The 22,184-nt window shown below is 69.1% G+C and carries 25 protein-coding genes; 18 read left to right on the top strand and 7 right to left on the bottom strand.

The features are described 5' to 3' along the window. Nucleotides 1-195: 195 nt before the first annotated feature. Complete coding sequence (locus tag ACFMRZ_RS17880) at nucleotides 196-2,346, top strand: tetratricopeptide repeat protein (RefSeq protein WP_400180052.1); 2,151 nt, start codon at nucleotides 196-198, stop codon at nucleotides 2,344-2,346. A gap of 524 nt (nucleotides 2,347-2,870) precedes the next feature. Here the strand turns inward: ACFMRZ_RS17880 and ACFMRZ_RS17875 are convergent. Beyond that, a complete protein-coding gene (locus ACFMRZ_RS17875; protein WP_400180051.1) occupies nucleotides 2,871-3,530 on the bottom strand; it encodes a response regulator transcription factor in 660 nt (219 codons plus the stop codon). A 180-nt stretch (nucleotides 3,531-3,710) separates the two neighbouring features. Between ACFMRZ_RS17875 and ACFMRZ_RS17870 the strand changes: the two genes are divergently transcribed. Together ACFMRZ_RS17870 and ACFMRZ_RS17865 are read left to right on the top strand one after the other, a co-directional pair. Continuing rightward, on the top strand, nucleotides 3,711-3,980 hold the full coding sequence (locus tag ACFMRZ_RS17870) for a hypothetical protein (protein WP_400180050.1): 270 nt from the start codon (nucleotides 3,711-3,713) through the stop codon (nucleotides 3,978-3,980). A gap of 168 nt (nucleotides 3,981-4,148) precedes the next feature. Next, on the top strand, nucleotides 4,149-4,346 hold the full coding sequence (locus tag ACFMRZ_RS17865) for a hypothetical protein (RefSeq protein ID WP_400180049.1): 198 nt from the start codon (nucleotides 4,149-4,151) through the stop codon (nucleotides 4,344-4,346). A 6-nt stretch (nucleotides 4,347-4,352) separates the two neighbouring features. On the opposite strand, the gene ACFMRZ_RS17860 is transcribed toward ACFMRZ_RS17865, so the two are convergent. Together ACFMRZ_RS17860 and ACFMRZ_RS17855 are read right to left on the bottom strand one after the other, a co-directional pair. Next, entirely contained in the window at nucleotides 4,353-4,925 is a 573-nt protein-coding gene (locus ACFMRZ_RS17860; protein WP_400180048.1) for a GNAT family N-acetyltransferase, read from the bottom strand. Next, on the bottom strand, nucleotides 4,922-5,761 hold the full coding sequence (locus ACFMRZ_RS17855) for a GntR family transcriptional regulator (RefSeq protein ID WP_400180047.1): 840 nt from the start codon (nucleotides 5,759-5,761) through the stop codon (nucleotides 4,922-4,924). Before ACFMRZ_RS17855 ends, ACFMRZ_RS17860 begins: the two co-directional genes overlap by 4 nt. 177 nt (nucleotides 5,762-5,938) lie before the next feature. Between ACFMRZ_RS17855 and ACFMRZ_RS17850 the strand changes: the two genes are divergently transcribed. Then, nucleotides 5,939-6,439 (top strand): DUF4254 domain-containing protein, encoded by a 501-nt coding sequence (locus tag ACFMRZ_RS17850; protein WP_400180046.1) that lies wholly within the window; start codon nucleotides 5,939-5,941, stop codon nucleotides 6,437-6,439. A gap of 3 nt (nucleotides 6,440-6,442) precedes the next feature. Here ACFMRZ_RS17850 and ACFMRZ_RS17845 read toward each other — a convergent pair whose 3' ends face one another. Then, nucleotides 6,443-6,976: a hypothetical protein gene (locus tag ACFMRZ_RS17845; protein WP_400180045.1), complete on the bottom strand. Its 534-nt coding sequence runs from the start codon at nucleotides 6,974-6,976 to the stop codon at nucleotides 6,443-6,445. Between the two features lie 134 nt (nucleotides 6,977-7,110). Here ACFMRZ_RS17845 and ACFMRZ_RS17840 point away from each other — a divergent pair, with 134 nt between their 5' ends. Beyond that, a complete protein-coding gene (locus tag ACFMRZ_RS17840; protein WP_400180044.1) occupies nucleotides 7,111-8,106 on the top strand; it encodes a GlxA family transcriptional regulator in 996 nt (331 codons plus the stop codon). Here ACFMRZ_RS17840 and ACFMRZ_RS17835 read toward each other — a convergent pair. Then, a complete protein-coding gene (locus ACFMRZ_RS17835; RefSeq protein WP_400180043.1) occupies nucleotides 8,100-9,032 on the bottom strand; it encodes a MinD/ParA family protein in 933 nt (310 codons plus the stop codon). The two genes, ACFMRZ_RS17840 and ACFMRZ_RS17835, sit on opposite strands and share 7 nt — an antisense overlap. 9 nt (nucleotides 9,033-9,041) lie before the next feature. On the opposite strand from ACFMRZ_RS17835, the gene ACFMRZ_RS17830 reads away from it, so the two are divergent. From ACFMRZ_RS17830 to ACFMRZ_RS17785, 10 genes are all read left to right on the top strand, one after another. Next, nucleotides 9,042-9,377 carry a hypothetical protein gene (locus ACFMRZ_RS17830; RefSeq protein WP_400180042.1) on the top strand — a complete coding sequence of 112 codons (336 nt, stop codon included), beginning with the start codon at nucleotides 9,042-9,044 and terminating at the stop codon, nucleotides 9,375-9,377. Nucleotides 9,378-11,976: 2,599 nt separating this feature from the next. Continuing rightward, on the top strand, nucleotides 11,977-12,198 hold the full coding sequence (gene infA / locus ACFMRZ_RS17825) for a translation initiation factor IF-1 (RefSeq protein WP_003886926.1): 222 nt from the start codon (nucleotides 11,977-11,979) through the stop codon (nucleotides 12,196-12,198). 93 nt (nucleotides 12,199-12,291) lie between these two features. Then, complete coding sequence (gene rpmJ, locus ACFMRZ_RS17820; protein WP_025347279.1) at nucleotides 12,292-12,405, top strand: 50S ribosomal protein L36; 114 nt, start codon at nucleotides 12,292-12,294, stop codon at nucleotides 12,403-12,405. Nucleotides 12,406-12,613: 208 nt separating this feature from the next. Next, nucleotides 12,614-12,985: a 30S ribosomal protein S13 gene (gene rpsM / locus ACFMRZ_RS17815; RefSeq protein ID WP_280276646.1), complete on the top strand. Its 372-nt coding sequence runs from the start codon at nucleotides 12,614-12,616 to the stop codon at nucleotides 12,983-12,985. Between the two features lie 9 nt (nucleotides 12,986-12,994). Further along, on the top strand, nucleotides 12,995-13,408 hold the full coding sequence (gene rpsK, locus ACFMRZ_RS17810; protein WP_280276647.1) for a 30S ribosomal protein S11: 414 nt from the start codon (nucleotides 12,995-12,997) through the stop codon (nucleotides 13,406-13,408). A gap of 21 nt (nucleotides 13,409-13,429) precedes the next feature. Then, on the top strand, nucleotides 13,430-14,035 hold the full coding sequence (gene rpsD, locus ACFMRZ_RS17805) for a 30S ribosomal protein S4 (RefSeq protein WP_400180041.1): 606 nt from the start codon (nucleotides 13,430-13,432) through the stop codon (nucleotides 14,033-14,035). A 155-nt stretch (nucleotides 14,036-14,190) separates the two neighbouring features. Further along, entirely contained in the window at nucleotides 14,191-15,249 is a 1,059-nt protein-coding gene (locus ACFMRZ_RS17800; RefSeq protein WP_068020676.1) for a DNA-directed RNA polymerase subunit alpha, read from the top strand. A 44-nt stretch (nucleotides 15,250-15,293) separates the two neighbouring features. Further along, complete coding sequence (rplQ, locus tag ACFMRZ_RS17795; RefSeq protein WP_280271052.1) at nucleotides 15,294-15,806, top strand: 50S ribosomal protein L17; 513 nt, start codon at nucleotides 15,294-15,296, stop codon at nucleotides 15,804-15,806. A gap of 97 nt (nucleotides 15,807-15,903) precedes the next feature. Then, the gene (gene truA / locus ACFMRZ_RS17790) at nucleotides 15,904-16,785 is read left to right on the top strand and encodes a tRNA pseudouridine(38-40) synthase TruA (protein WP_400180040.1); all 882 of its coding nucleotides are present in this window, start codon (nucleotides 15,904-15,906) and stop codon (nucleotides 16,783-16,785) included. 75 nt (nucleotides 16,786-16,860) lie between these two features. Beyond that, nucleotides 16,861-17,706: a hypothetical protein gene (locus ACFMRZ_RS17785; protein ID WP_400180039.1), complete on the top strand. Its 846-nt coding sequence runs from the start codon at nucleotides 16,861-16,863 to the stop codon at nucleotides 17,704-17,706. A gap of 13 nt (nucleotides 17,707-17,719) precedes the next feature. Here ACFMRZ_RS17785 and ACFMRZ_RS17780 read toward each other — a convergent pair whose 3' ends face one another. Further along, complete coding sequence (locus ACFMRZ_RS17780) at nucleotides 17,720-18,172, bottom strand: Hsp20/alpha crystallin family protein (protein ID WP_400180038.1); 453 nt, start codon at nucleotides 18,170-18,172, stop codon at nucleotides 17,720-17,722. A 153-nt stretch (nucleotides 18,173-18,325) separates the two neighbouring features. On the opposite strand from ACFMRZ_RS17780, the gene ACFMRZ_RS17775 reads away from it, so the two are divergent. Further along, entirely contained in the window at nucleotides 18,326-19,159 is an 834-nt protein-coding gene (locus ACFMRZ_RS17775) for an LLM class F420-dependent oxidoreductase (RefSeq protein ID WP_400180037.1), read from the top strand. A gap of 39 nt (nucleotides 19,160-19,198) precedes the next feature. Here ACFMRZ_RS17775 and ACFMRZ_RS17770 read toward each other — a convergent pair whose 3' ends face one another. Continuing rightward, nucleotides 19,199-19,510 (bottom strand): metal-sensitive transcriptional regulator, encoded by a 312-nt coding sequence (locus ACFMRZ_RS17770; RefSeq protein ID WP_280363387.1) that lies wholly within the window; start codon nucleotides 19,508-19,510, stop codon nucleotides 19,199-19,201. Nucleotides 19,511-19,653: 143 nt separating this feature from the next. On the opposite strand from ACFMRZ_RS17770, the gene ACFMRZ_RS17765 reads away from it, so the two are divergent. Then, nucleotides 19,654-20,463, top strand: coding sequence for an S-methyl-5'-thioadenosine phosphorylase (locus tag ACFMRZ_RS17765; protein WP_280271058.1), 810 nt, complete (start codon nucleotides 19,654-19,656; stop codon nucleotides 20,461-20,463). A gap of 168 nt (nucleotides 20,464-20,631) precedes the next feature. Further along, nucleotides 20,632-22,086, top strand: coding sequence for an NAD-dependent epimerase/dehydratase family protein (locus tag ACFMRZ_RS17760; protein WP_400180036.1), 1,455 nt, complete (start codon nucleotides 20,632-20,634; stop codon nucleotides 22,084-22,086). Nucleotides 22,087-22,184: the final 98 nt, after the last annotated feature.

Raw genomic sequence — 22,184 nt, 5'->3', positions numbered from 1 at the left:
GCGGGCCAGCACGACGAGCCGTAGGTCTGAGAGGTCGAAATGCCGGACGACGCGACTGTATCCGGCCGCCGGCGCCCACCCGGGTGGGTGGCCCGGCCGCTGCCGGACCAGGATCCGACCCATCGGTGGCCCACTCGCCGCGTCGAACCGACTGCGGCGAGTTTCGGGTATCCGGACGACGACCTGGAAGACGCTGTGGGGGAAGCTGGTTCGGGCCGGGCAGGGGTCCGATCCCGCCCGAGCGTCCGGCGACTGGGCGCGGGGCTGGTCACACTGCCCGAATCGACCTCCACCGATCCGGACACCGCGATCCTGGCCGATCCCGAGGTGCCCGAGGACAAGCGCTTCTGCTGGAAGTGCTGGCAGCCGGTCGGCCGCTCGTCCGGCGCCACCCGTGCGAAATCCACCGGCACCTGCGCGCACTGCGGGTCGCCGTTCAACTTCCGGCCACTGCTGAATCCCGGCGATGTCGTCGCCGACCAGTACGAGGTGCGGGGGTGCCTGGCCTACGGCGGACTCGGCTGGATCCACCTGGCTCGTGACCGCAACGTCAGCGGCCGCTGGGTGGTGCTGAAGGGCCTGCAGAACCCGCTCGATTTCGAGGCCAACGTGGTCGCGCTCGCCGAACGCCAATTCCTCTCGGAGATGGCGCATCCGGCGATCGTCAAGATCTTCAACTTCGTCACGCACCGGACCGTGGACAACATCGCGTGCGGCTACATCGTGATGGAGTACATCGGTGGCCGCTCGCTGAAGACGATGCTCGACGAGCGTGCGCCCGAACGACTTCCGGTCGCCGAGGCCATCGTCTACGTGATGGAGATTCTCCCGGCGCTGGACTACCTGCACTCCTGCGGCCTCGCCTACAACGACCTGAAACCGGACAACATCATGGTGACCGCGGACGAGGTCAAACTCATCGACCTCGGTGCCGTGGCGGCCCGCGAATCCGGCGGAAACCTCTACGGCACACAAGGTTTCCAGGCGCCGGAATACATCGAGACCGGACCGACCATCGCCTCCGACATCTACACCGTGGGCCGCACCCTGGCTGCGCTCACCCTGTGCCTGCCCACCGACGAGGAGGGACGGAAGCTGCCGGGGCTGCCCACGCCCGACCAGGAACCGGTGCTGCGTCGGTATCCCACTTTCGCACGGCTGCTGCGCCGGGCCACCGATCCCAATCCGGCACAGCGGTTTCCGTCCACCTTCGCGATGTACCGGCAGCTCGGCGGGGTGCTGCGGGCGGTGCTCGCCGAGGATCACGACCGCGGCTACCCGCAGGTGTCTTCCGTATTCGGGGCCGCCCGAGGCGATTTCGGCGTCACCACGCTGCTGCGCCAGACCGACGGCATCATCGACGGCCGGCATCGCCCGCCCGAGCTGGAGCCGTCGAGTGTGCTCGCGGCGCTGCCGGTTCCGTTGACCGACGCGGACGATCCCAGCGCGGAGCTGCTGTCTCCGCTGCTGCACGGCGATCCCGGCCAGGCGCTGGAAACCCTGCGGCTGCACCGCGACAGCGTGAACGCGGGCGCGCTGCCCGCCTCGCCGACGGCCGAACTGGAGGAAGGGCTGGCGGCGGTGCGCGCGTACCTGGATCTGCGCGAGGCGGATCGAGCCCGCGCCGAACTGGATCGGCTCGCCCCGGTGTATCCCGCGGACTGGCGGATCGATTGGTACCGCGGCATCGCCGAACTCGGCGTCGGCCGTTTCGAGCGAGCGTACGAGAATTTCGAGCTGGTGCACGGCACGGTTCCGGGCGAGGTGGCGCCGCAGCTGGCGTTGGCCGCCGCCGCCGAACTGCTGTTGCAGGACAGCGCGACCGGTGATCCGGACCGATGGGGGCGGGCGGCGGCGGAGTACTACCGCGCGGTGTGGCGGGTCGATCGAGGCTTGGCGAGCGCGGCGTTCGGGCTGGCTCGCCGTCAGGTCGCCGACGGCGATCGCGCAGCCGCGGTGACGACGCTGCAACAGGTCCCGGAAGTCTCGCGGCACTACAACGCCGCCCGCCTGACCGCCTGCCTGCTGCAGGTCTCCCGGCCGCCGGAGGAACTGACGCAGGCGGAGCTGAGCGAGGCGGAGAATCGTCTGGCCGCGCTGCGCGACGATCCCCGTCAGTTGCAGATGCAGGCCGTGGTGCTCGGCGCGGCGCTGGCCTGGCTGCGCGCCGGGGGCAGCCCGGAACCGGCGGACGCGACGATTCTCGGGCTGCCCTATACGAAGGCGGGGCTGCGCGAGGGGCTGGAAGCGGTGCTGCGGACCGCGGCCCGCACCTCGCCGCGGCGGCTGCACCGCTACGCGCTGGTCGATCTGGCCAACCGCATCCGCCCGCAATCCCTCTGGTGATCCGCCGAATCCCGTTCACTCGCCGGGGTGTCTGCCGTTCACGTTCGTGAAACAGGCGATTTCCCCGCGACTGTCATCGTGCAGTGGTGCACGGCGCCGCGTGGGCGGACGCGGCCGGAGGTCCCGCCGTGGCCCGCCGCAGCCCCCGGGCCAGCCATCGCCTCCGGTTCCGCCGTACCCGCCGGGTCAACCAGAGCCACCGGATGCACCGGAGCTTCCCGGTTACCCGTATCCACCGGGACAGCCGGGTTCCCCACAGATGCGTTGGGGGACAGGCAGACTCGCTTCGCTGTCAGTGTCGCGGGTGCGATCGTCTGCGACCTGCGTTATCGCACCGTCCCGGCCGACCACGACGTGGGTCTGCTGATCCGCGACGTCTGCGCCGACCCGCACCGCCGCGAGCGTATCTCCGCCCGATGACGGCCCGGCGAACCGATCACCGCGGGCCGAGATGGAACGCATGTTCACCGAATTGTCTGAGGGCGCAGCGAAACCCGATGCCGAGAGCTGAGGTGGCGGCGTCGTCAGGTCTCCCACCGGAACCCGTGCCCTCGAATGGTGGTGATCAGCCCGGGCCGGTCGAGTTTGGCGCGCAGCGCGGCCATGTGCACGTCCAGGGCCCGCGAGACCGCGAGGAAGGCATCACCCCAGAGACGATCCATCAGCTGCTGTCGGCTCACCGCGGACCCGGGGTTCTCGACCAGCACCCGCAGCAGCTCGAATTCCTTGTTGGTCAATATGACCGGCGCCCCGGCCACGGTCACCTCGCGCGCCCGCAGGTCGACGCGAACGTCGCGGGACTCCACGATCTCCGGTGTGGGCGCGGCGCGCCGGTTCGTGCGTCGGGTGACGACCTCCAGCCGGGCGACCAGTTCCGCGATCCGCGGCGGCTTGACCAGGTAATCGTCGGCCCCGGCACGCAGTCCGCGCACGATCGAGCGTTCGTCGCCGCGGGCCGTGAGCACCACGACGGGTACCGCCGTGACCTGCCGCAACTGCCGCAGCACCTGCAAACCGTCCATATCGGGAAGGCCGAGATCCAGGACGATCGCGTCGTATCCGCGATGGGCCAGCAGCAGATCCGCTCCGCGCCGTTTGAGGTCGACCTCGTGCCCACGCGCCTGGAGCGCCTCGACCAGCGCATCCCCGACGCCCTCATCGTCTTCGACCACCGCGAGCCTCACGGGCCGATCCTTCCAAATCGCAGCGTTCGGCCGCAGCTCTTTGCGGCAACGGGTGGCGGCGGCCGGACCGAACGGCCGCCGCGGGGACAGCTGGTGTCGGCTGGCGAGATACCGGTAGGCACGGCAGGATTGCTGACGTCCGTGCCGCGCGCCCATCGCAGTGATGAGGAAGGCAAGCGAATGAACGATCCGCAGCTGGACAAGCCGGAGGGCGCCGGGGAGACACCGGATCTCACCTTCCGGATGGCCGACGACTCGGCCCCGCCGGGCGAGCAATCCATCGAGGCACAGGCCACCGCGCTCACCCATCGCCCGCAGCGCGCTGACCGGACTGTCCACCGACCCGTCCGACGACATCGACGGCGCCCTGTACCAGCTCTCACTGGCCGGGCTGCTCACCGCGGTCTCGGCGGGATCGCCCTCGGCCGCGCCGTCGCTGTGATCCCGTAACCTACTGCGCCCGTTCGTCTTTGATCGCCCGAATCACCTCGGCGATCCGCGTATTGATCGACGAGGTGAGGCGGGCGCCGTCGGCGGGCATCGCCACCGGCGGATGTTCGTCGGAGATGACGTGCCTGCCCGTCGTCGTCGATGTCGTGCCACTTCATCCTGTGCTCGGTGAGACCGCGCGGCTCGAAGACCGATCGGCCCTGGGCCACGATCCGGCCGGCGCGTGCGGCGGCGGTTTCCAGGAAAGTCCTGGACCGCACAATCGGCGACGTGCGCCCGACCAAACTCCCGCCGGGGCGCGGCATCCTGGTCTCGCGCAGCCGCGGGCAGGAGATGATCCACGTCGTCGAACTGCCTGCGCTGTAATGGTTCTCAGCGCGCGTGCAGCTCGCCGCCCGCACTGGTGAGCACCGGCGCCGGCAGCCAGCTGTCGGCGCGGCGCTCGAACAGCGCCCCCGACGGTCCGGACGCCTCCGGCCCGGCGAGGCGGACCAGGCGGAAACCGGCGCGGTGATAGTAGGCGTGCAGGCCGGGGTTGGTGGTCCAGGCGTCCAGCCGCACCCAGGTGCGGTGCCGGGCGCGCGCGATCGCCGCGGCGTGCGCGAGAAGCGCTGTGCCGAGCCGTAATCCGGTGAAGTGCAGGTCCACGATCATGTAGTGCACGACGACGGCGTCGGCGAGTTCGCCCGGCGACCACAGGCCCTCGTCCGCCCGGTCGTTCACGGTGATAGTGCCTGCCGGTTCGCCGTCGACCTCGGCGATCCAGGTCTCCCCGGCGCGCAGCGAGCGCTCGACCGCGCGGGCAAACAGTTCGATGGGCAGTCCGCGCCCCTCCCGTGTCCACTGATCCGAGCCTCGAGCCGCGAGCCAGGCCGTGCGCTGGAGCCGTAGTCGGCAAATGGTGCCGAGGTCGGCCGGACGGGCCTGGCGGATGCGAATCGTCATGGCGAGCCGGGCACCAGCGAGTTACCGAAGGAATGGGAATTGCCCGGCGGATGCGGCGTTCCGAGCGCCTTGCGGATGACCTCCGTGCCGCCGTCGTCGCCCAGTTCGTAGGCGAGCCGGTTGCGCGCGGCGATCGACCGCTGCCGCGTCACCCGGGTGATGCGTTCGGCGTTGGCGCCGATGCGCAGGTGGTCCAGCAGCATGGTGCCGGCGCCCACGCCGAGTACGGCGGCCTCCTCGGCGGTGGCGGGGCGGGCCACGACGGTGTCGCGGTGCGCGGTCTCGGGCTGGCCGCGCGCGGCGAGGCGGCGCGTGGTGCCCTCGGGGATATCGTGCGGGAAGTCGATTCCGGTGGCCTCCGCCAAGTCCCGTGGATAGAAACTGACCTCCCAGGACCAGGGCTCGTTGTCCAGATACTGGACCACCGTGCGGGAGACCACCCAGGAATCCCGCGGAACTCCCAGCCAGTGTGCGACGTCGGCGCCGGCGGGTTCCATCCGGGCGCTGAACTGCTTGGACGGCTCGCGGCCCGCCGCGCGCGCGATCTCGGAGAAGATGTCGTGCGAGGACTGGGGGCGGTCGCGGCGAATGTGGCTGGTGACAACCGATTCCAGGACTTCCTGGCTGCGCACGATGGTGCCCCTGGAAGTGGCCGTGTAGAGCAGGTTTTCGGCTACCAGGACCTGAATCGCGTTGCGGGCGGTGGTGATGGAGACGTGCATCTGATCGGCCAGCTCGTTGTGACTGGGTAGTCGATCGCCCGGCTTCCACGTTCCGTTGCGAATCTCCTCCCGGAGGAGGTCTGCGATCCGCTGGTACCTCGGACCGTCGGCCATCTCGCTCCTCGGTTGCTTCTTCAAGAAAAATGCAGTCTACTCCGCGCTCCAGCACGGCGTGTGACCCTTGACACAGGGCTTCAGAGGTTTATTGTAAGGAACGTCCTGAACGATGTGTTGTAACGGCGATGACGGCGAGGCAACGTGGCTGGTTCGGAGACAATCCAGACGGTGGTAATGGCAGTGGCCGATACACCGCAGGCATTGATGGCGGTCCAGACTCTGATGACCGGCTTACTGCCGAGTTCGGACCTGATGCTGCGTGCTTGTCGTGGGCACCGTGTCATCGGCGGACCTTTACTGTGGTTCGCTCGCGATCTCGCGGTGCTACACGAGCGCCGGTCGATCGGCCGTGGTGGATCCGAGCCCGACCCGGATCCCGCCGCGATAGTCGAAATCGACCGGCGCCGAACCGAATTGGTGATGGCGATCGACGACTGGGTGGCGCGTACCGTCCCCCAGCACCGGCTCGGCGCCACGCTGCACACCGAGACCATCGGCTCGGTCATCGACCGGCTCGCCGAGTCCTCGGTGCGTGCCCACCACGCCCTGATGACGCTCGACGCCGACAACGAGGTCCTGCACGGCGCCTGGCATCATCTGGCCGAATTGGCCGACGGCTACGACGATCTCGTGTGCGACGTGCTGGCCGGTCGGCGGCGGCTGCCGGCCTGGTAGCCGTCAGCGGGCGGGCGCCCCACAGGAGGGCAGTGCGCGCGGGGTGATCGCGCGGTTCGGTCGGGTGAGTGCGGGCAGGGGCGGCGGCATGTGCGGCCCCACATTGATGACGCGGTATGCCCATGCTCCGTCGACGACGTGAGCGCGGCGAAACTTGTTCCAGCCGAACGGCATCTGGTGAACGAGTTCGCCGCGCTCCTCCAAGCGTTCGGACAGTTCGTGCAGTACGTCCAGGGCGTCGGCGAGGCCGGTGAGCACGTCGAGTCCGGCGGTCCCGCGGCGGCCCGCCGTCGCCCAGCGCGCGAAGCCGTCGATCACGATGAAACCCGGATCGGTCCGTGTCGCAATGTGTTTGACGATGATCGCGGCCCTGCGGATGACATCCAGGTCGCCGCGGTCGACGCCGACCGACAGCACCAGGCAGTCGAAGAACGGCCGAGTGGTCCCGATGGCGGACGGCTCGAGCGCGACGGCGCACGGCCCGGCGACGGTGGTGCGGTACGCGAAGCTGTGGCAGCGGCTGGCGTGAATCCTCATCTCGTTCTGCTCTCTCTACCCACGACAGGCTCTGCCCGCGACAGGAAATGTCGCACGAGCCCTATCTGGAACGGTAGAAGGCCGATTGCGCGAATGTGAGTGTCGCATCCGACACGTTCGGTACTGTTTGCGACATGGACGTCGCAGTGTTCGTCGTGGACGGGGTCGCGGACTTCGGGCTGGCCGCGGTCGTGGAGGTGTTCCGCACCGCCAACCTGCTGCTGGACGAACTCGACACCGCCCCGGACCCGTGGCGGGTGCGGACCGTGTCGCCCGGTAGGAGCGTCCGGTCGGGGCACGGCAATCTGGTTCCCACCACGCCGCTGGCCGAATTGCCCGCCGATATCGGGACGATCGTCGTGCCCGCGCTGGAGCTGTACGACGCCGAGGGCGTTATCGGTCTCGTCACCGCGGCGACGAACGACATTGTGCTGGAACGGATATCGGCCGCGCAGCGGCGCGGTGCGCACGTGGCCGCGGCCTGCACTGGCACGTTCTTCCTGGCCGAGTCCGGGGTGCTGGACGGGGGATCGGCGACCACGAGCTGGTGGCTCGGCCCGGCGTTCCGGCGCAGGTATCCGCAGGTCGAGTTGGAGGAGGGGCGCGTGCTGTGCCGCTCCGGGACCATCACCACCGCCGGCGCCGCGCTGTCGCATCTGGATCTGGCCCTGGCGATGGTCGCCGCGCAGAGCCCGGCGCTGGCCGAACTGGTGGCGCGGTTCTTCCTGGTGGGCGACCGGCGGACGCAGGTGGCGCTGCCGGAGTTCGTGGCCCGCGGCAATTCCCTGGTGGCCGCCTACGAGCGGTGGGTGCGCGACCACATCGCGGACCAGTTCCAGATCAGCGACGCGGCGGACTCGCTCGGCGTCACCGTGCGCAGCCTGCAGCGCGCCACCCGCGCCGAGATCGGCATGTCACCAAGGGATTTCGCGAACGAGATCCGGCTGGAGCGCGCGACCGACCTGCTGCGCAACACCACCCTGACCGTCGACGCGGTGGCCGCGCGGGTGGGCTACCTCAACGCCGGGACGCTGCGGTCGCTGTTCCGGCGCCGCCGCCATCGCAGTCTCGCCGAGGTGCGCGCCTCCCCGCTGTCCTGGGAGGGCGCGCTCGTCGGAACCGGTCAATAGCGTTGGAAGCGCCGGTGATCGGTGGCGAAATCGTCGGCCACGGTCGCCGCCAGCTCGACCAGGGACCGCTTGGTGTTCTTGTGCAGCCGTGCCAGGTCGATCTCGGCGCCCTCGGACAGGTGCGGGTCGTACGGGATGATGTGCACCGCGCGGCAGCGCGACAGGAAATACTCGCGCAACTGCTGGATGCCGACATTCGGTGACCCCGGACGCGGCAGGTTGATCACCACGACGGCATTGCGTACCAGGTGGTCGTGGCCGTGCAGGGACAGCCAGTCCAGCGTCGCCGCGGCACTGCGGGCGCCGTCGATCGCCGACGACGAGATCAGTACCAGCGAGTGGGCCAGATCCAGGACGCCCGCCATCGCCGAATGCATCAGGCCGGTGCCGCAGTCGGTGAGGATGATGTTGTAGTAGCGCTGCAGAATCCGCGCCACCCGGCGGTACTCGTCCTCGCTGAATGACTCCGAAGCGGCCGGATCCCGTTCGCTGGCAAGCACTTCCAGGCGGCTCGTGGCCTGCGAGGTGTGCCGCCGCACGTCGCCATAGCTGCTGATCGCCTGGTCCAGCAGCAGGTCGCGCACCGTGGAACGGGTTTGCAGCGGCACTCGCTGCGAGAGCGTGCCGAAGTCCGGGTTGGCGTCGACCGCGATGACCCGGTCGCCGCGAATGGAGGCGAAGATCGAGCCGATGCCCATCGTGGTGGTGGTCTTGCCGACGCCGCCCTTCAGCGACAGCACCGCGATCCGGTAGTCCCCGCGCACCGGTTGCCGGATCCGCGCGACGAGTTCCTGCAGCCGCAACTCCTCGGCCGACATGCCCGGATTGATCGCACCACCGGACATGTGGTGCACCGCGCGCCGCCACCCCGACCCGGGAGCCTTCTTGGCCCGCCGCACCGGCACATCGTCCAACGACGGCTGCACCCCCGGCGGGTGCTGATACTCCGCCGGTTGCTGGTACTGCGACGGCTGTTGATACTCCGCCGGTTGCTGGTACTGCGATGGCTGTTGATACTCCGGCGGCTGCTGATACTGCGATGGCTGCTGGTATTCCGGCGGTTGTCGGTACTGCGGCGGCTGCTGGTATTCGGCCGGCTGATACTGCGACGGTTGCTTATCCTGCTGCGTTTGCTGAAACTGTTGCGGCTGTTGCGAATAGGGCTGCCCGGCACCCGACTGCTGCTCCGGCGGAGGCGACAGCCACTGTCCCCGCGCGTCCTCGGGTCCCGCATACCTGGGGTCTCCGAGCTCATCGCTCCCCGGTGCTGAGCCATGGCCACCCGGCCCCACCGCCGGACCCGCCTGCGGCACATTCCGCTGCTCCGGCGGAGGCGACAGCCACTGTCCCCGCGCCGCGTCCTCAGGTCCCCCATACCGCGGATCCCCGGGCCCGTCACTCCCAGGTGCCGAGCCATGCCCACCCGGCCCCACCGCCGGATCCGCCTGTGGCACATTCCGCTGCTCCGGCGGAGGTGACAGCCACTGTCCCCGCGCGTCCTTGGGTCCCGCATACCTGGAGTCTCCGAGCTCATCGCTCCCCGGTGCTGAGCCATGGCCACCCGGTCCCGCCGCCGGACCTCCCTGCGGCACATACCGCTGCGTCGCCTCGTCTCCTGGCGCCCGCCAAGGCTCTCCCCGAACTCCACCCTGGTGCCCTACATCGCTGATCGGTGCACGGCCGCCCGGCCCCGCCGTCCCGTCCGTAGGCGCGCCATACGGGGTCTGCCAGGTGGCGGGTGCCCCGCCGAGCGGGGCGGCTGTACTCGAGTGGGTTCCCGGAGCCGAATCGGGGGGTTGGCCGGTGCCTTCGGCGTGGCCGCCGGGTCCCGGGGTTTCGTCTGTGGGTGCGGGGCTCGGCGTGTGCCAGGCGGGGTGGCCGGTGGCTCCGCTGAGTGGGCCGGTAACTCCGCCGGTTTGTGCGTGGCCGCCCGGCCCCGGTGTTCCGTTTGCGGGTGCGGGGTAGGGGCGGTTCGGGTCGGCGGGCGCTGCCCAAGAGTTGTTGTGCGGGCCGGTGTTACCGCTGGTGGGGGAGTGGGCGGCGGGGCGTCCGGAGTCACCGAGCGGTGCGCTGTTCGGCGTTTGGGTCTGGTTGATGCCCTCGAAGCCGGGGCCGAGGCTGGGGTGTGTCGATGCTGGAGGTTGTTCGCTGGGGAAACCCGTTGTGCCGCTTGCGTTGTCCGTGTCGGGGAAGCGGACGGCGCTCTGTCCCTCGGACGCGGCCCGGTGCGGGGGCTCGTTCGATACCGGGGAGTTGTTGTCCGGCTGGGTGATGCCGGGTTGTGCACGCTGTCCGGTGAAATCCGATGCCGCGGAGGTGGTTCCGGATACGGCGGAAGTGGTTCGGCCGGCGTCGGGGGCGTTGCCGGGAATTCGGTTGGGGGCGGCGGGCGCACCACTCGTCCCTGGGCCGTCGTTTCGTGCGTCGCCCGGCTGCGGGGTGACGACCTGTGGGCCCGTTGTGTTTTCGCGTGGTGCGTACGCGGCGAACGCCTGAGCCCCTGCCTCGCCGCCCGGGAATGCGGTGCCGGAGTCCGCCGGGCCGTTGTCGCCACCGTGGGCCGCGCCTTGGGTGGGCGACGGCTGCTCGGTGGCGGCACGGTCGCCGGGAACGGCCCAACTCGGCGCGGGTCCGTCCGCTCGCGGGTTCCGCTCGTCGGGGAACGGGCTCAATCGAGGCGGGGGCGCAGGGGCCGACTCCGTGGGCGATACCCCCGTATCCAGCCACTGCGGAACGGCCTCGCCCGAATGCGGGCGGCTCGGAGCGACGCCACCGACTGCCGAACCAGTGCCCGAATCGTCAGCGCCCTCAGGCCTCGCCGAGTCCGGGCGCACACCCGGAGGCTCCGGCAACGGCGGCCGAGTACCCCGCTCGGGCGGCGGCGGCAAATCAGGCCGCCCGGCCGCGTCGGTCCCCGAGTCCGGCAGCGCCGAGCCGGAAAACCCTTGCGGCGCAGGAGGAATAGACGGCGTCTGCCACGCCGGTTGCGATTCTCCAACAGGGGAAGAAGGCCGAGGCTCAGGGCTCAGCGGCTGCGCCGGTGCCTCCGGCCCAGCCCCTGTGAATGGCTGTGCACCCGCACCGGTCTGCCACGGAGCCTCCGGCGGCGCGGAAGCCTGCGGAGCCGACTGCCACGAGGGTTGCGAGTTCGGTCCGGATCCCCATGCGGCGTCGGGTACGGGCGGGCGGCCCCACTCGGCGGGTGGCTCCTGGGAGTCGGACTTGTCCTTGCGCCAACCCAGCCGGCGCTTCTTGCCGCCTTCCGGTTCCGACTTGTCCTCGGATTTGCGCTTGGCGCGCTTCTTCAGCGGTTCCTGCTCGGGAATGAGCTCCTCATGCGGCAGGTTCTGCACCGGAGCCTCGTAGCCGACCTGCGTGACATCGCTCTCGGACAGCCACGGCGGCAGCATGGGGAGTTCGTTGTTACGACTCACGACTGCGCCTCGCTAGCGGTCGGGTTCGCCGTCGCCGAGCGCGCCGCCGCGACCGGTCGCTGGCTGCGCTGACTCACGGATCCCCCTGGATCTGCTGTACCTGGTACCTGGACAGGGCGTAGTTTACGCGAGCGCACACGGTCGCGATGGGCCGCGCTACCCAGGGCCGGGACACCGTACGGCAATCGTGACGCAGGCTGTGTCGGGGCACGATCTCGGCGGCGGACGCGCGCCGATCGGGGCGCATTTGGCCGTGAAGGACACGCGCAGGTAAGCTTGATCGGCGGTGCACCTACCCGCCGGTCGTTTCGTGTCCGCATGTTGCTTCCGGAGAGTATGTCACCAGGTCGATGCACGTGCACGCAAAACTGCAATGACAAGCTAGCCGAAGAGTTGGGCCCAGCCAGGGACCGGCGTAAACGGGATCGCGGAGGATATGGCGAAGAAAGACGGGGCCATCGAGGTCGAGGGTCGAGTTATCGAGCCGCTGCCCAATGCGATGTTCCGGATCGAGCTGGAGAACGGTCACAAGGTTCTCGCGCACATCAGCGGCAAGATGCGGCAGCACTACATTCGCATCCTGCCCGAGGACCGCGTGGTCGTGGAGCTGTCGCCTTACGACTTGTCCCGCGGCCGCATCGTCTACCGCTACAAGTGACCGCGCGCCGCGCGGTGTAAAGGACTTCCCCGGCCATCAGGTCCGGGAAAAGCTGTGTTCACACCCCGTGAACCACAACCAGATTGGACGGACGTGAAGGTTCAGCCCAGCGTCAAGAAGATCTGCGAGAAGTGCAAGGTGATCCGCCGCAACGGCCGGGTCATGGTGATCTGCGACAACCTGCGCCACAAGCAGCGTCAGGGCTAGGGACCAGGGGCTCGCCCCGGGACCCAGCAGCACCGGCCAAGCACCGATCGTCGATCGGATTGGCACAAGAGAAGACCTCCCAGCGCCACTGGGTATCGACGAGCCCCGCAAGGGGGCGGATGCCCGAACACCCCCGGTACGGAGGCCGGGGCCCCATACGAGGGGACGGACAGGGAGCAGACCTCCGCAACGATAAGGAATTGCCACCATGGCACGTCTGATGGGCGTCGACCTTCCGCGCGACAAGCGCATGGAGGTCGCACTGACCTACATTTTCGGCATCGGCCGTACTCGCGCCAAGGAGGTCCTGGACCAGACCGGCATCAGCCCGGACCTGCGTTCGAAGGATCTCACCGACGACGACCTGACCAAGCTGCGCGACTACATCGAAGCGTCGGACTACAAGGTCGAGGGTGACCTGCGCCGCGAGGTGCAGGCCGACATCCGCCGCAAGATCGAGATCGGCTGCTACCAGGGCATCCGCCATCGTCGCCACCTGCCGGTGCGCGGCCAGCGGACCAAGACCAATGCGCGCACGCGCAAGGGTCCGAAGAAGACCGTCGCCGGCAAGAAGAAGTAGGGATAACCGATGCCTCCGAAGAGTCGGGCCTCCGGCCCCAAGAAGACCCAGAAGGCGCGTCGCCGGGACAAGAAGAACATCCCGCACGGCCACGCGCACATCAAGAGCACGTTCAACAACACCATCGTCTCGATCACCGACCCCGAGGGCAACGTCATCGCGTGGGCGTCGTCGGGTCACGTCGGGTTCAAGGGTTCGCGCAAGTCGACCCCGTTCGCCGCGCAGCTCGCTGCCGAGAACGCTGCCCGCAAGGCGCAGGAGAACGGCGTCAAGAAGGTCGACGTGTTCGTCAAGGGCCCGGGTTCGGGCCGTGAGACCGCGATCCGCTCGCTGCAGGCCACCGGCCTCGAGGTGGGTTCGATTTCCGATGTCACCCCGCAGCCGCACAACGGCTGCCGTCCGCCCAAGCGGCGTCGCGTCTAGCGGGAAGGAAGGTAGAGAGATATGGCTCGTTACACCGGCCCCATCACCCGCAAGTCGCGTCGCCTGCGCGTCGACCTCGTCGGCGGTGATCAGGCGTTCGAACGTCGCCCCTATCCGCCCGGCCAGCACGGCCGCGCGCGGATCAAGGAGAGCGAGTACCTGGTCCAGCTGCAGGAGAAGCAGAAGGCTCGCTTCACCTACGGCGTCATGGAGAAGCAGTTCCGCCGCTACTACGAAGAGGCGAACCGCCGCAAGGGCCAGACCGGCCACAACATGCTGCAGCTGCTCGAGACCCGGCTGGACAACGTGGTCTACCGCGCCGGACTGGCCCGCACCCGCCGCCAGGCCCGCCAGCTGGTGAGCCACGGCCACCTGCTGGTCAACGGCAAGAAGGTCGACGTCCCCAGCTTCCAGGTCTCCCAGTACGACATCATCAATGTCAAGGAGAAGTCGCTGGGCACGCTGCCGTTCCAGGTGGCGCGCGAGACCCAGGGCGACCGCCCGATCCCGGGCTGGCTGCAGGTGGTGCCGAACCGGCTGCGGATCCTGGTCCACCAGCTGCCGGAGCGTGCGCAGATCGACGTGCCGATCAACGAACAGCTCATCGTCGAGTACTACTCGAAGTAAGCCGTTGGTCGTGCCGCTGTCCTTCGGAGCCGCCCCTCGGCCCGGCATCGCGCCGGGGCGAGGGGTCGCGCCGGGGGAATCCTTCCGGTTCGCCGGAGGGAATTTCCAGTTCGTGGGCGTCAAATAGCGGGCGCCCCTGAAGGAGGAGATCCTCAATGCTGATTTCACAGCGACCGACGCTGACCGAAGAGGTCCTGGCCGAGAACCGCTCGAAGTTCACCATCGAACCGCTCGAGCCGGGCTTCGGTTACACCCTCGGCAACTCGCTGCGCCGCACCCTGCTCTCGAGCATCCCGGGCGCCGCGGTCACCAGCATCCGCATCGACGGCGTGCTGCACGAGTTCACCACCGTCCCGGGCGTGAAGGAGGATGTCACCGACATCATCCTGAACCTCAAGGGCCTGGTCGTGTCGTCCGAGGAGGACGAGCCGGTCACCATGTACGTGCGCAAGCAGGGCCCGGGCACCGTCACCGCCGGTGACATCGTCCCGCCGGCCGGTGTCACCGTCCACAACCCGGACATGCACATCGCCACCCTGAACGACAAGGGCAAGCTGGAGATCGAGCTCGTGGTCGAGCGCGGTCGCGGCTACGTCCCGGCCGTGCAGAACAAGGCCTCGGGCGCGGAGATCGGCCGGATCCCGGTGGATTCGATCTACTCGCCGGTGCTGAAGGTGACCTACAAGGTCGAGGCGACCCGTGTCGAGCAGCGCACCGACTTCGACCGGCTCATCCTGGATGTCGAGACCAAGAACTCGATCTCCCCGCGGGATGCGCTGGCGTCGGCCGGTAAGACCCTGGTCGAGCTGTTCGGCCTGGCGCGTGAACTCAACGTGGAGGCCGAGGGCATCGAGATCGGGCCCAGCCCGGCCGAGGCGGACCACATCGCCTCGTTCGCGCTGCCGATCGAGGACCTGGACCTCACCGTGCGGTCGTACAACTGCCTCAAGCGCGAGGGTGTGCACACCGTCGGCGAGCTGGTGGCCCGCACCGAGTCGGATCTGCTGGACATCCGGAACTTCGGGCAGAAGTCCATCGACGAGGTGAAGGTCAAGCTGCACTCGCTGGGCCTCTCGCTCAAGGACAGCCCGGCCTCCTTCGATCCGTCCAGCGTCGTCGGCTACGACGCCTCCACCGGAACCTGGAGCGACAGCGGCTCGTTCAGCGACACCGACCACGGCGAGCAGGACTACGCCGAGACCGAACAGCTCTAGGCCGTACGGGCCAGTCCCGGGGCCTTCCTAAAGGAGAACAACCAATGCCCAAGCCCAAGAAGGGTGCCCGCTTCGGCGGGTCGGCGTCGCACCAGAAGGCGATCTTCGCCAATCTGGCGACGGCGCTCTTCGAGCACGGTCGGATCACGACCACCGAGGCCAAGGCCAAGGCGCTGCGCCCGTACGCCGAGAAGCTGGTCACCAAGGCGAAGGCCGGCTCGCTGGCCGACCGCCGCGAGGTGCTCAAGGTGATCCGCAACAAGGACGTGGTGCACGAACTCTTCGCGAACATCGGACCGTCGTTCGAGGGCCGCGAGGGTGGCTACACCCGGATCATCAAGACCATGCCGCGCAAGGGTGACAACGCGCCGATGGCGATCATCGAGTTGGTCCGGGAGAAGACCGTGACCAACGAGGCCGATCGTGCCCGTCGCGTGGCCGCGTCGCAGGCGGCCAAGGCCGAGGCGCCGAAGGCCGAAGCCGAAGCGGACGAGGCTGTCGCCGAGGAGACCGAGGCCGAGGCCCCGGTCGCCGAGGAAAAGGCCGACGAGAAGTAGGTCGACTCCCCGCGTACGCGGGGTGCTCCCGCCATGAGTGAGCCCGCCGTCCCCTCCGGGTCGGCGGGCTTCTCTCGTATGTTAACCAGGAGATGGCTTGACCAGTGCGGATCCGGCCCAGCAAACCATTGCGATCAGGGCACGAATCGATGTCGCCTACGACGGCACCGATTTCACCGGCTGGGCTCGCCAGCCCGGCCTGCGCACGGTGCAGGGCGTGCTGGAGGAGTCGCTGAGCAAGGTGCTGCGGGAGCCGATCCAGCTCACCGTCGCCGGGCGGACCGATGCCGGCGTGCATGCCGAGGGCCAGGTCGCGCACTTCGACACCGGCGCGGAGTTCGACGGCCCCAAGCTGATCCACCGCTTGGCTCGCTTTCTGCCGAAGGACGTGCGAGTCAAGCGAATCAGCGTCGTGCCCCCCGAGTTCGACGCCCGCTTCTCCGCGATCCGCCGCCACTACGCCTACCGCCTGACCACCGCGCCCTACGGAGCGGATCCGCTGCGGGCCCGCAGCGTCGTGCCCTGCCGCCCGGTCGACCTGTCCGCCATGCGCGAAGCCTCACGAAAGTTGTTGGGGCTGCACGATTTCGCGGCCTTCTGCCGCCGCCGTGAAGGCGCGACCACGGTGCGGGAGTTGCAGCGATTCGACTGGGTGGCGTCGCCCCTGCGGGATGGGGACGCGGACCTCACCGCTGAGGGTGAGCTGCTCACCGCCTACGTCAGTGCGGACGCGTTCTGCTGGTCCATGGTCCGCAGTCTGGTCGGCGCGGTGCTGGCCGTGGGGGAGGGACGGCGGACGCCCGAATGGGTCGCCGGGCTGCTGGACGAGCGGGAACGCGCCAGCTCGGTCACCGTTGCCCCGGCACACGGCCTGAGCCTCATCGCCGTGGATTACCCCGTCGAGGCCGACCTCGCCGCCCGCAACGCCCAGACCCGCGAGATGCGCACGGTCCCGCCCGCCGCGGGCTGCTGCGGTTGAGCGCACAGGCATCCTCGGCGGATTTCCGCGAGTTGGTGCGAGGGCGGGCAGTCGGGGATGGCAGACTCGGCCCACATGAGTCCGGTGAGCCGCGGTCGTAATGGCAAGAAGAACAAGCAGCAGGCGCGTGGCGAGGATCGCGACGACGTGAACCTCGAACTCGATCGCGACGGTTTCGAGCAGTTGATCGGCGACATCGCCGCGACGATCGCGAGGTTCGAGACCGTGGACGATCCGGTGGACGGGGAATACCTGGCCGCCTCGCTGCTCGCCGCGACCTATGGCACCCCCGAATACGACGAGGCGTTCGCGCAGATGTTCATCGGCGAGGCCGAGAAGCAGTCCGATGCGGGCGCGCTGGCCTTCCTGCGCTGCGTCGCCGCGTTGACCCCCGAGCCGTCGCGGACGGCCGCACGGGCGGCGGCGGACCGGCTCGTCGCGGCCGGGATCGACGCACCGGAATGGACGGCCGAACTCGAGGAGCCCACGACCGGGGTCGAATACCTCCGCTGGCCCGTCGCGGACGGGCAGGGTTCGGTTCTCTACGGCAGCTTCGAACGGGCCGGACGGCTCGACGGGGTGTTGCTGTTCGTCGACGACGAGGACTGCGGCGCGGCCAACGACCTGGCCCCGTTCCTCGGCGAGGGCCTGGCCGAGGCCCGCCGGCTCACCGACGAACGCGAGTCCGCGCCCGGCGAACCGATTCCGGCCGACGAATTCCGCTGGCAGGCCCAGGCCGCCCTGGACGCGCGGGCCCTGCACGAGCGAGCGGTCGTCGAGCTCGGTCTCGATCCGCAGGAGCCCGAGGAGGAGGACGACGTGCCGCACGAAGTGACCGACGTCGTCCTCCGCGCTCGACTACGGGTGCTGCCGATGCCGGACAAACCCCTTCCGGTGCATGTGCATCCGGAACTCGGTTGAGCCCGGCTCGTCGTCAGCTCCGCTCGCCGGAGCCCGCCTCGATCGTCTTGGGATCGCTGCCCATTCCGCTGATCTCGATGCGGCGCGGCTTGGCCTTCTCCGCGATCGGCAGCATGACCGACAGGACTCCGTCGTTGTAGGTGGCGCTGATGTGCTCGGTGTCGATGCCCTCACCGAGCGACAGCTGGCGCATGTAGGTGCCGGCGAAACGCTCCGACGCGATCCACTGCACGTTCTCGTCGCCGGGCAGGCTGCGCTGCGCCTCGAGGGTGAGGGTGCCGTTGTCGACACTGACGTTCACCGATCCGGGATCCACGCCCGGTAGGTCGGCGTTGAGCACATAGTGATCGCCGGCCCGGAACAGGTCCATCGGCATGAAGCGCGGCGCGCGTGCGGTGCCCCTGCTCTCCCCGAGGAGCTGGCGGGCGACGGTGTCGATGTCGTGGAATGGATCGAACCTCAGCACAGGAATCACCTCCGAATGCGATGGGCGACACCCACCACGGCGGGCGGGTGCGCCGTGAACTTGTCCGACGCCCAATTTAGCACTCTCCTTCATTGAGTGCCAGATCTTGTCGAGGGTGGAATACGCACGGCGACACCGGGGTTCGCATCGACTATGACCATTCAGGGACTGGGACGGCTCGGAGTCTGGCGCTACTACGCGGCATTCACCCCCGAGCAGGCACGGGAGTTGGAGGGCCTCGGCTACAGCACGCTGTGGCTGGGCGGGTCGCCGCCGGCGGAGTTGCCGGTGGTGGAGTCGCTGCTGGAGGCGACCGAGACGCAGTTGGTCGGGACCAGCATCGTCAACATCTGGTCGGTGCCCGCCGAAGCGGTGGCGGAGTCGTACCACCGCATCGAGGCACGGTTCCCGGGGCGCTTCATCCTGGGCGTGGGAGTGGGGCATCCCGAGCACGACGGCGTCTACCGCAAGCCCTACGACGCGCTCGTCGACTACCTCGACGCGCTGGACAAGGCCGGTGTTCCGAAGGAGCGCCGCGCGCTGGCCGCGCTCGGGCCCCGCGTGCTGGAGTTGGCCCGCGACCGTACCGCCGGCGCGCTGCCCTACCTCACCACGCCCGAGCACACTCGCCGCGCCCGCGCGACGGTCGGCGCGGACACGCTGCTGGTGGCGGAGAACAAGATCGTGCTGGACCCCGAGGCCGACCGCGCCCGCAGCACCGGCCGTCGCACCGTCGAGTTCTATCTCGGCCTGAAGAACTACGTGTCCAACCTGCGCCGCCTCGGCTTCACCGAAGAGGACGTCGTCAAGCCGGGCAGCGATCGTCTCATCGACGCCCTGGCCCTGCACGGCACAGCGGAGGAGGTCGCCGCGGGTCTCACCGCGCACCTGGAAGCGGGCGCCGACCAGATCGCCGTTCAGGTTCTCGACGAGGATTACATGTCGACCCTGCGCGCACTCGCCCCGGCCCTGTCCGCCCGGGTCTGAACTTCCGCCGCGCCGCTCCGGCGGTGCGCTGTGCCTGCGCTATGAACGAACCAGGCGGGCGATGGCGTCGGTGGCTTCCTTGATCTTGGCCTCGGCTTCCGGGCCGCCCTGGACCGCGGCGTCGACCACGCAATGGCTGATGTGATCCTCGAGCAGGCCCATCGCTACCGCCTGCAGGGCCTTCGTCATCGCCGATACCTGGGTGAGGATGTCGATGCAGTACTTTTCCTCCTCGACCATGCGTTGCAGGCCGCGGGCCTGGCCCTCGATGCGGCGCAGGCGCTTGAGGTAATCGTCCTTCGCGGTGATGTAGCCGTGGCCGGCGTGGTCGTGGACAGGCTCGCTCGCCACCGTGGTCTGGTCCGCCGTCGTGGTCTGGTCGTCCGTCACCGGCTGCATCCTCACTCCCGCTGGCTGATCGTCAATACCCCCCTAGGGTACAGGGTTCCGGCGGGCTTGTCAGGTGGGGCGGGCGGTGCGCGAGAATCGAGGGCATGAGTTCGGATCCCCGCCCCGCACTGGCCATCATCGGCGGCAGCGGCTTCTACGATTTCTTCGGCGACGACGCGACCACGCTGGACGTCGACACACCCTACGGCGCGCCCAGCGCACCCATCACGGTCGGAGAGGTCGAGGGCCGGCAGGTGGCGTTCCTGCCCCGGCACGGCCGCAAGCACGAGTACTCGCCGCACACCGTGCCGTACCAGGCGAATATGTGGGCGCTGCGGTCGATCGGCGTGCGGCGGGTCTTCGCACCGTGTGCGGTCGGCAGCCTGCGCGCCGACTGGGGTCCGGGCACCGTGGCCGTGCCGGACCAACTCGTGGACCGCACCTCCGGCCGTCCGCAGACCTACTTCGACAACGGCGGAGTGCATGTCACCTTCGCCGATCCCTACTGCGAGGACCTGCGCGCCGCGGCGACGGCCGCCGCCGTCGACGAACTGCCGATGCGGCACGCCGCGACCATGGTCGTGATTCAGGGCCCGCGGTTCTCCACCCGCGCCGAGAGCCGCTGGTTCGCCGCGCAGGGCTGGGAGCTGGTGAACATGACCGGCTATCCCGAGTCCGTCCTGGCTCGGGAACTCGAAATGTGTTATGCGGCAATCGCTCTGGTGACCGACCTGGACGCCGGCCTGGAAGCCGGTGACGGCGTCAGCGCGGCGGCCGTCTTCGCCGAGTTCGAGCGGAACCTGGTTCCGTTCAAGAAGCTGGTTCGGCAGGCGGTGTCCGGCGTCGAAGGCACCGAAACCTGCGATCGGTGCCGCGTGCACACCGGGGTATCGCTCCCACTCGAACTACCCTGAACCCCATGTCCACACGGCATCGAAACCCGGCCCGGCAGGTTTCGCGGGCTCGCTGGTGCGATGCGGCGGCGCTGCCTGTGGCAAATTCACTGGGTGGTGTCGTGCCGCGTGGTGCGGACTCGCTGCGGCAAGTGGTCGGCCGGTGAGGGCTGGGAAGGTGGTTCGCGCGTGCGTGTGTTGCTGACCGGGGCGGCCGGGTTCATCGGGGCGCACGTCCATCGGGCGTTGGTCGCCGCCGGGCACGACGTGGTCGCCGTGGACGCCCTGCTCGAGGCGGTGCACGGGACGAATGCCGCACCGCCACAGGATGTTTCCTCGATCGACATCCGCGCCGCGGAAGCGCTCGAGCCGCTGCTGCGCGGTGTCGATGTCGTCTGCCACCTGGCGGCTGCGGTGCCGGTGGATGTTGTCTCGGACGGCGTGCACGGGGAAGCTGTCGGCCCGCGCGGTGCCGATCCGATCTACGTGGTGGGGCCGCCTGCGCTCGGTCGCGCCGGCGCAGGGGCGTCAGGTGACGGGGCTGCGGGCTCGTCGGCGTCGCGTCGTGCGAGCGCTGAGATGCTGGACGACGGGGCAGCGGGTTCCTCGGTCTCGCGGCGCACTGCTTCGGACGGGGAAGGCGTGAATCTCCACCGTGACACCGAGTCTGCTGCACAAGACGAAGGGGCGAAATCCGCTTCTTACGGCGAGGGGATCGATGAGGCTCGGCCGCTGAGTGGGCCGGCTACCCGGCCGGTGGTTCGTCATTCCGGGGGCGATGGATCGTCCGGTCCAGCGGTGGGGGGCGGTCGGCGGCCGGGGGTGGACGGGCCGACTATGTCGGTGGGGCCGATGTTCGCGGCGCACAACGATTTCGGTACGGCGGTGTTGCTGGCCGCGATGGAGCGGGCCGGAGTTCCGCGGCTGGTGCTCGGGTCGTCGGTGGCGGTGTATGGGGAGGGGCGGTATCGGGGACTGCGTGGCGGTCCGTTCTTCCCCGGGCTGCGGCGGCGTGCGGATCTCGATCGCGGCATGTTCGATCACCGATTGCCGCGTACGGGGGAGATCCTCACCTGGGAACCGGTCGGCGAGGATGCGCCGCTGCGTCCCCGGACCGCCTATGCCGCAAGCAAACTGGCGCAGGAGAACTACGCGCTCGCCTGGGGCATGACCACCGGCGGCACGGTCACGGTGCTGCGCTACCACCACGTCTACGGCGACTCGGTCGGCGGAAACGCCACGCTCGCAGCGCATTCCGGAGTGGTGGCCCGCTTCCGCCGCGAGCTGGAGTCCGGCCGCGCCCCGCTCGTCTTCGAAGACGGCGGACAGGTACGGGATTTCGTGCATGTCCGCGATGTCGCCGCGGCCACCGTCGCCGCTGTCGAACGTCCGCTGCCCGGGTTCGTGCCGCTGAACATCTCCTCCGGCCATCCCGTCACCCTGTGGGAGGTGGCCTCGATCATGTCCCGAGCACGCGGTGGCCCCGAACCCGTGGTCAGCGGGCGCTACCGCACCACCGACATCCGGCACATCGTCGCCGCCTCCGACCGCGCGCACCACGCCCTGGACTTCACCCCTCGCATCCCCCCGGCACAGGGATTGACCGACTACGCGAGAAAATCCGCGAACCAGACCCGTCCTTGACGGTCGAATGGATCCAGCCACCACACCTCGTGGGACGAGGGCCGCATGTCCACAAACGGCCACGCGCTCGGATCGGCGTCGTCGCAGGGACGCGGCTG

Origin of the sequence: Nocardia sp. N2S4-5 (assembly GCF_044628355.1) — a bacterium.
GTDB lineage: Bacteria > Actinomycetota > Actinomycetes > Mycobacteriales > Mycobacteriaceae > Nocardia > Nocardia wallacei_B.
Note: the sequence above shows the minus strand (reverse complement) of the source record. Positions and strands in the feature narration are given on the sequence as shown.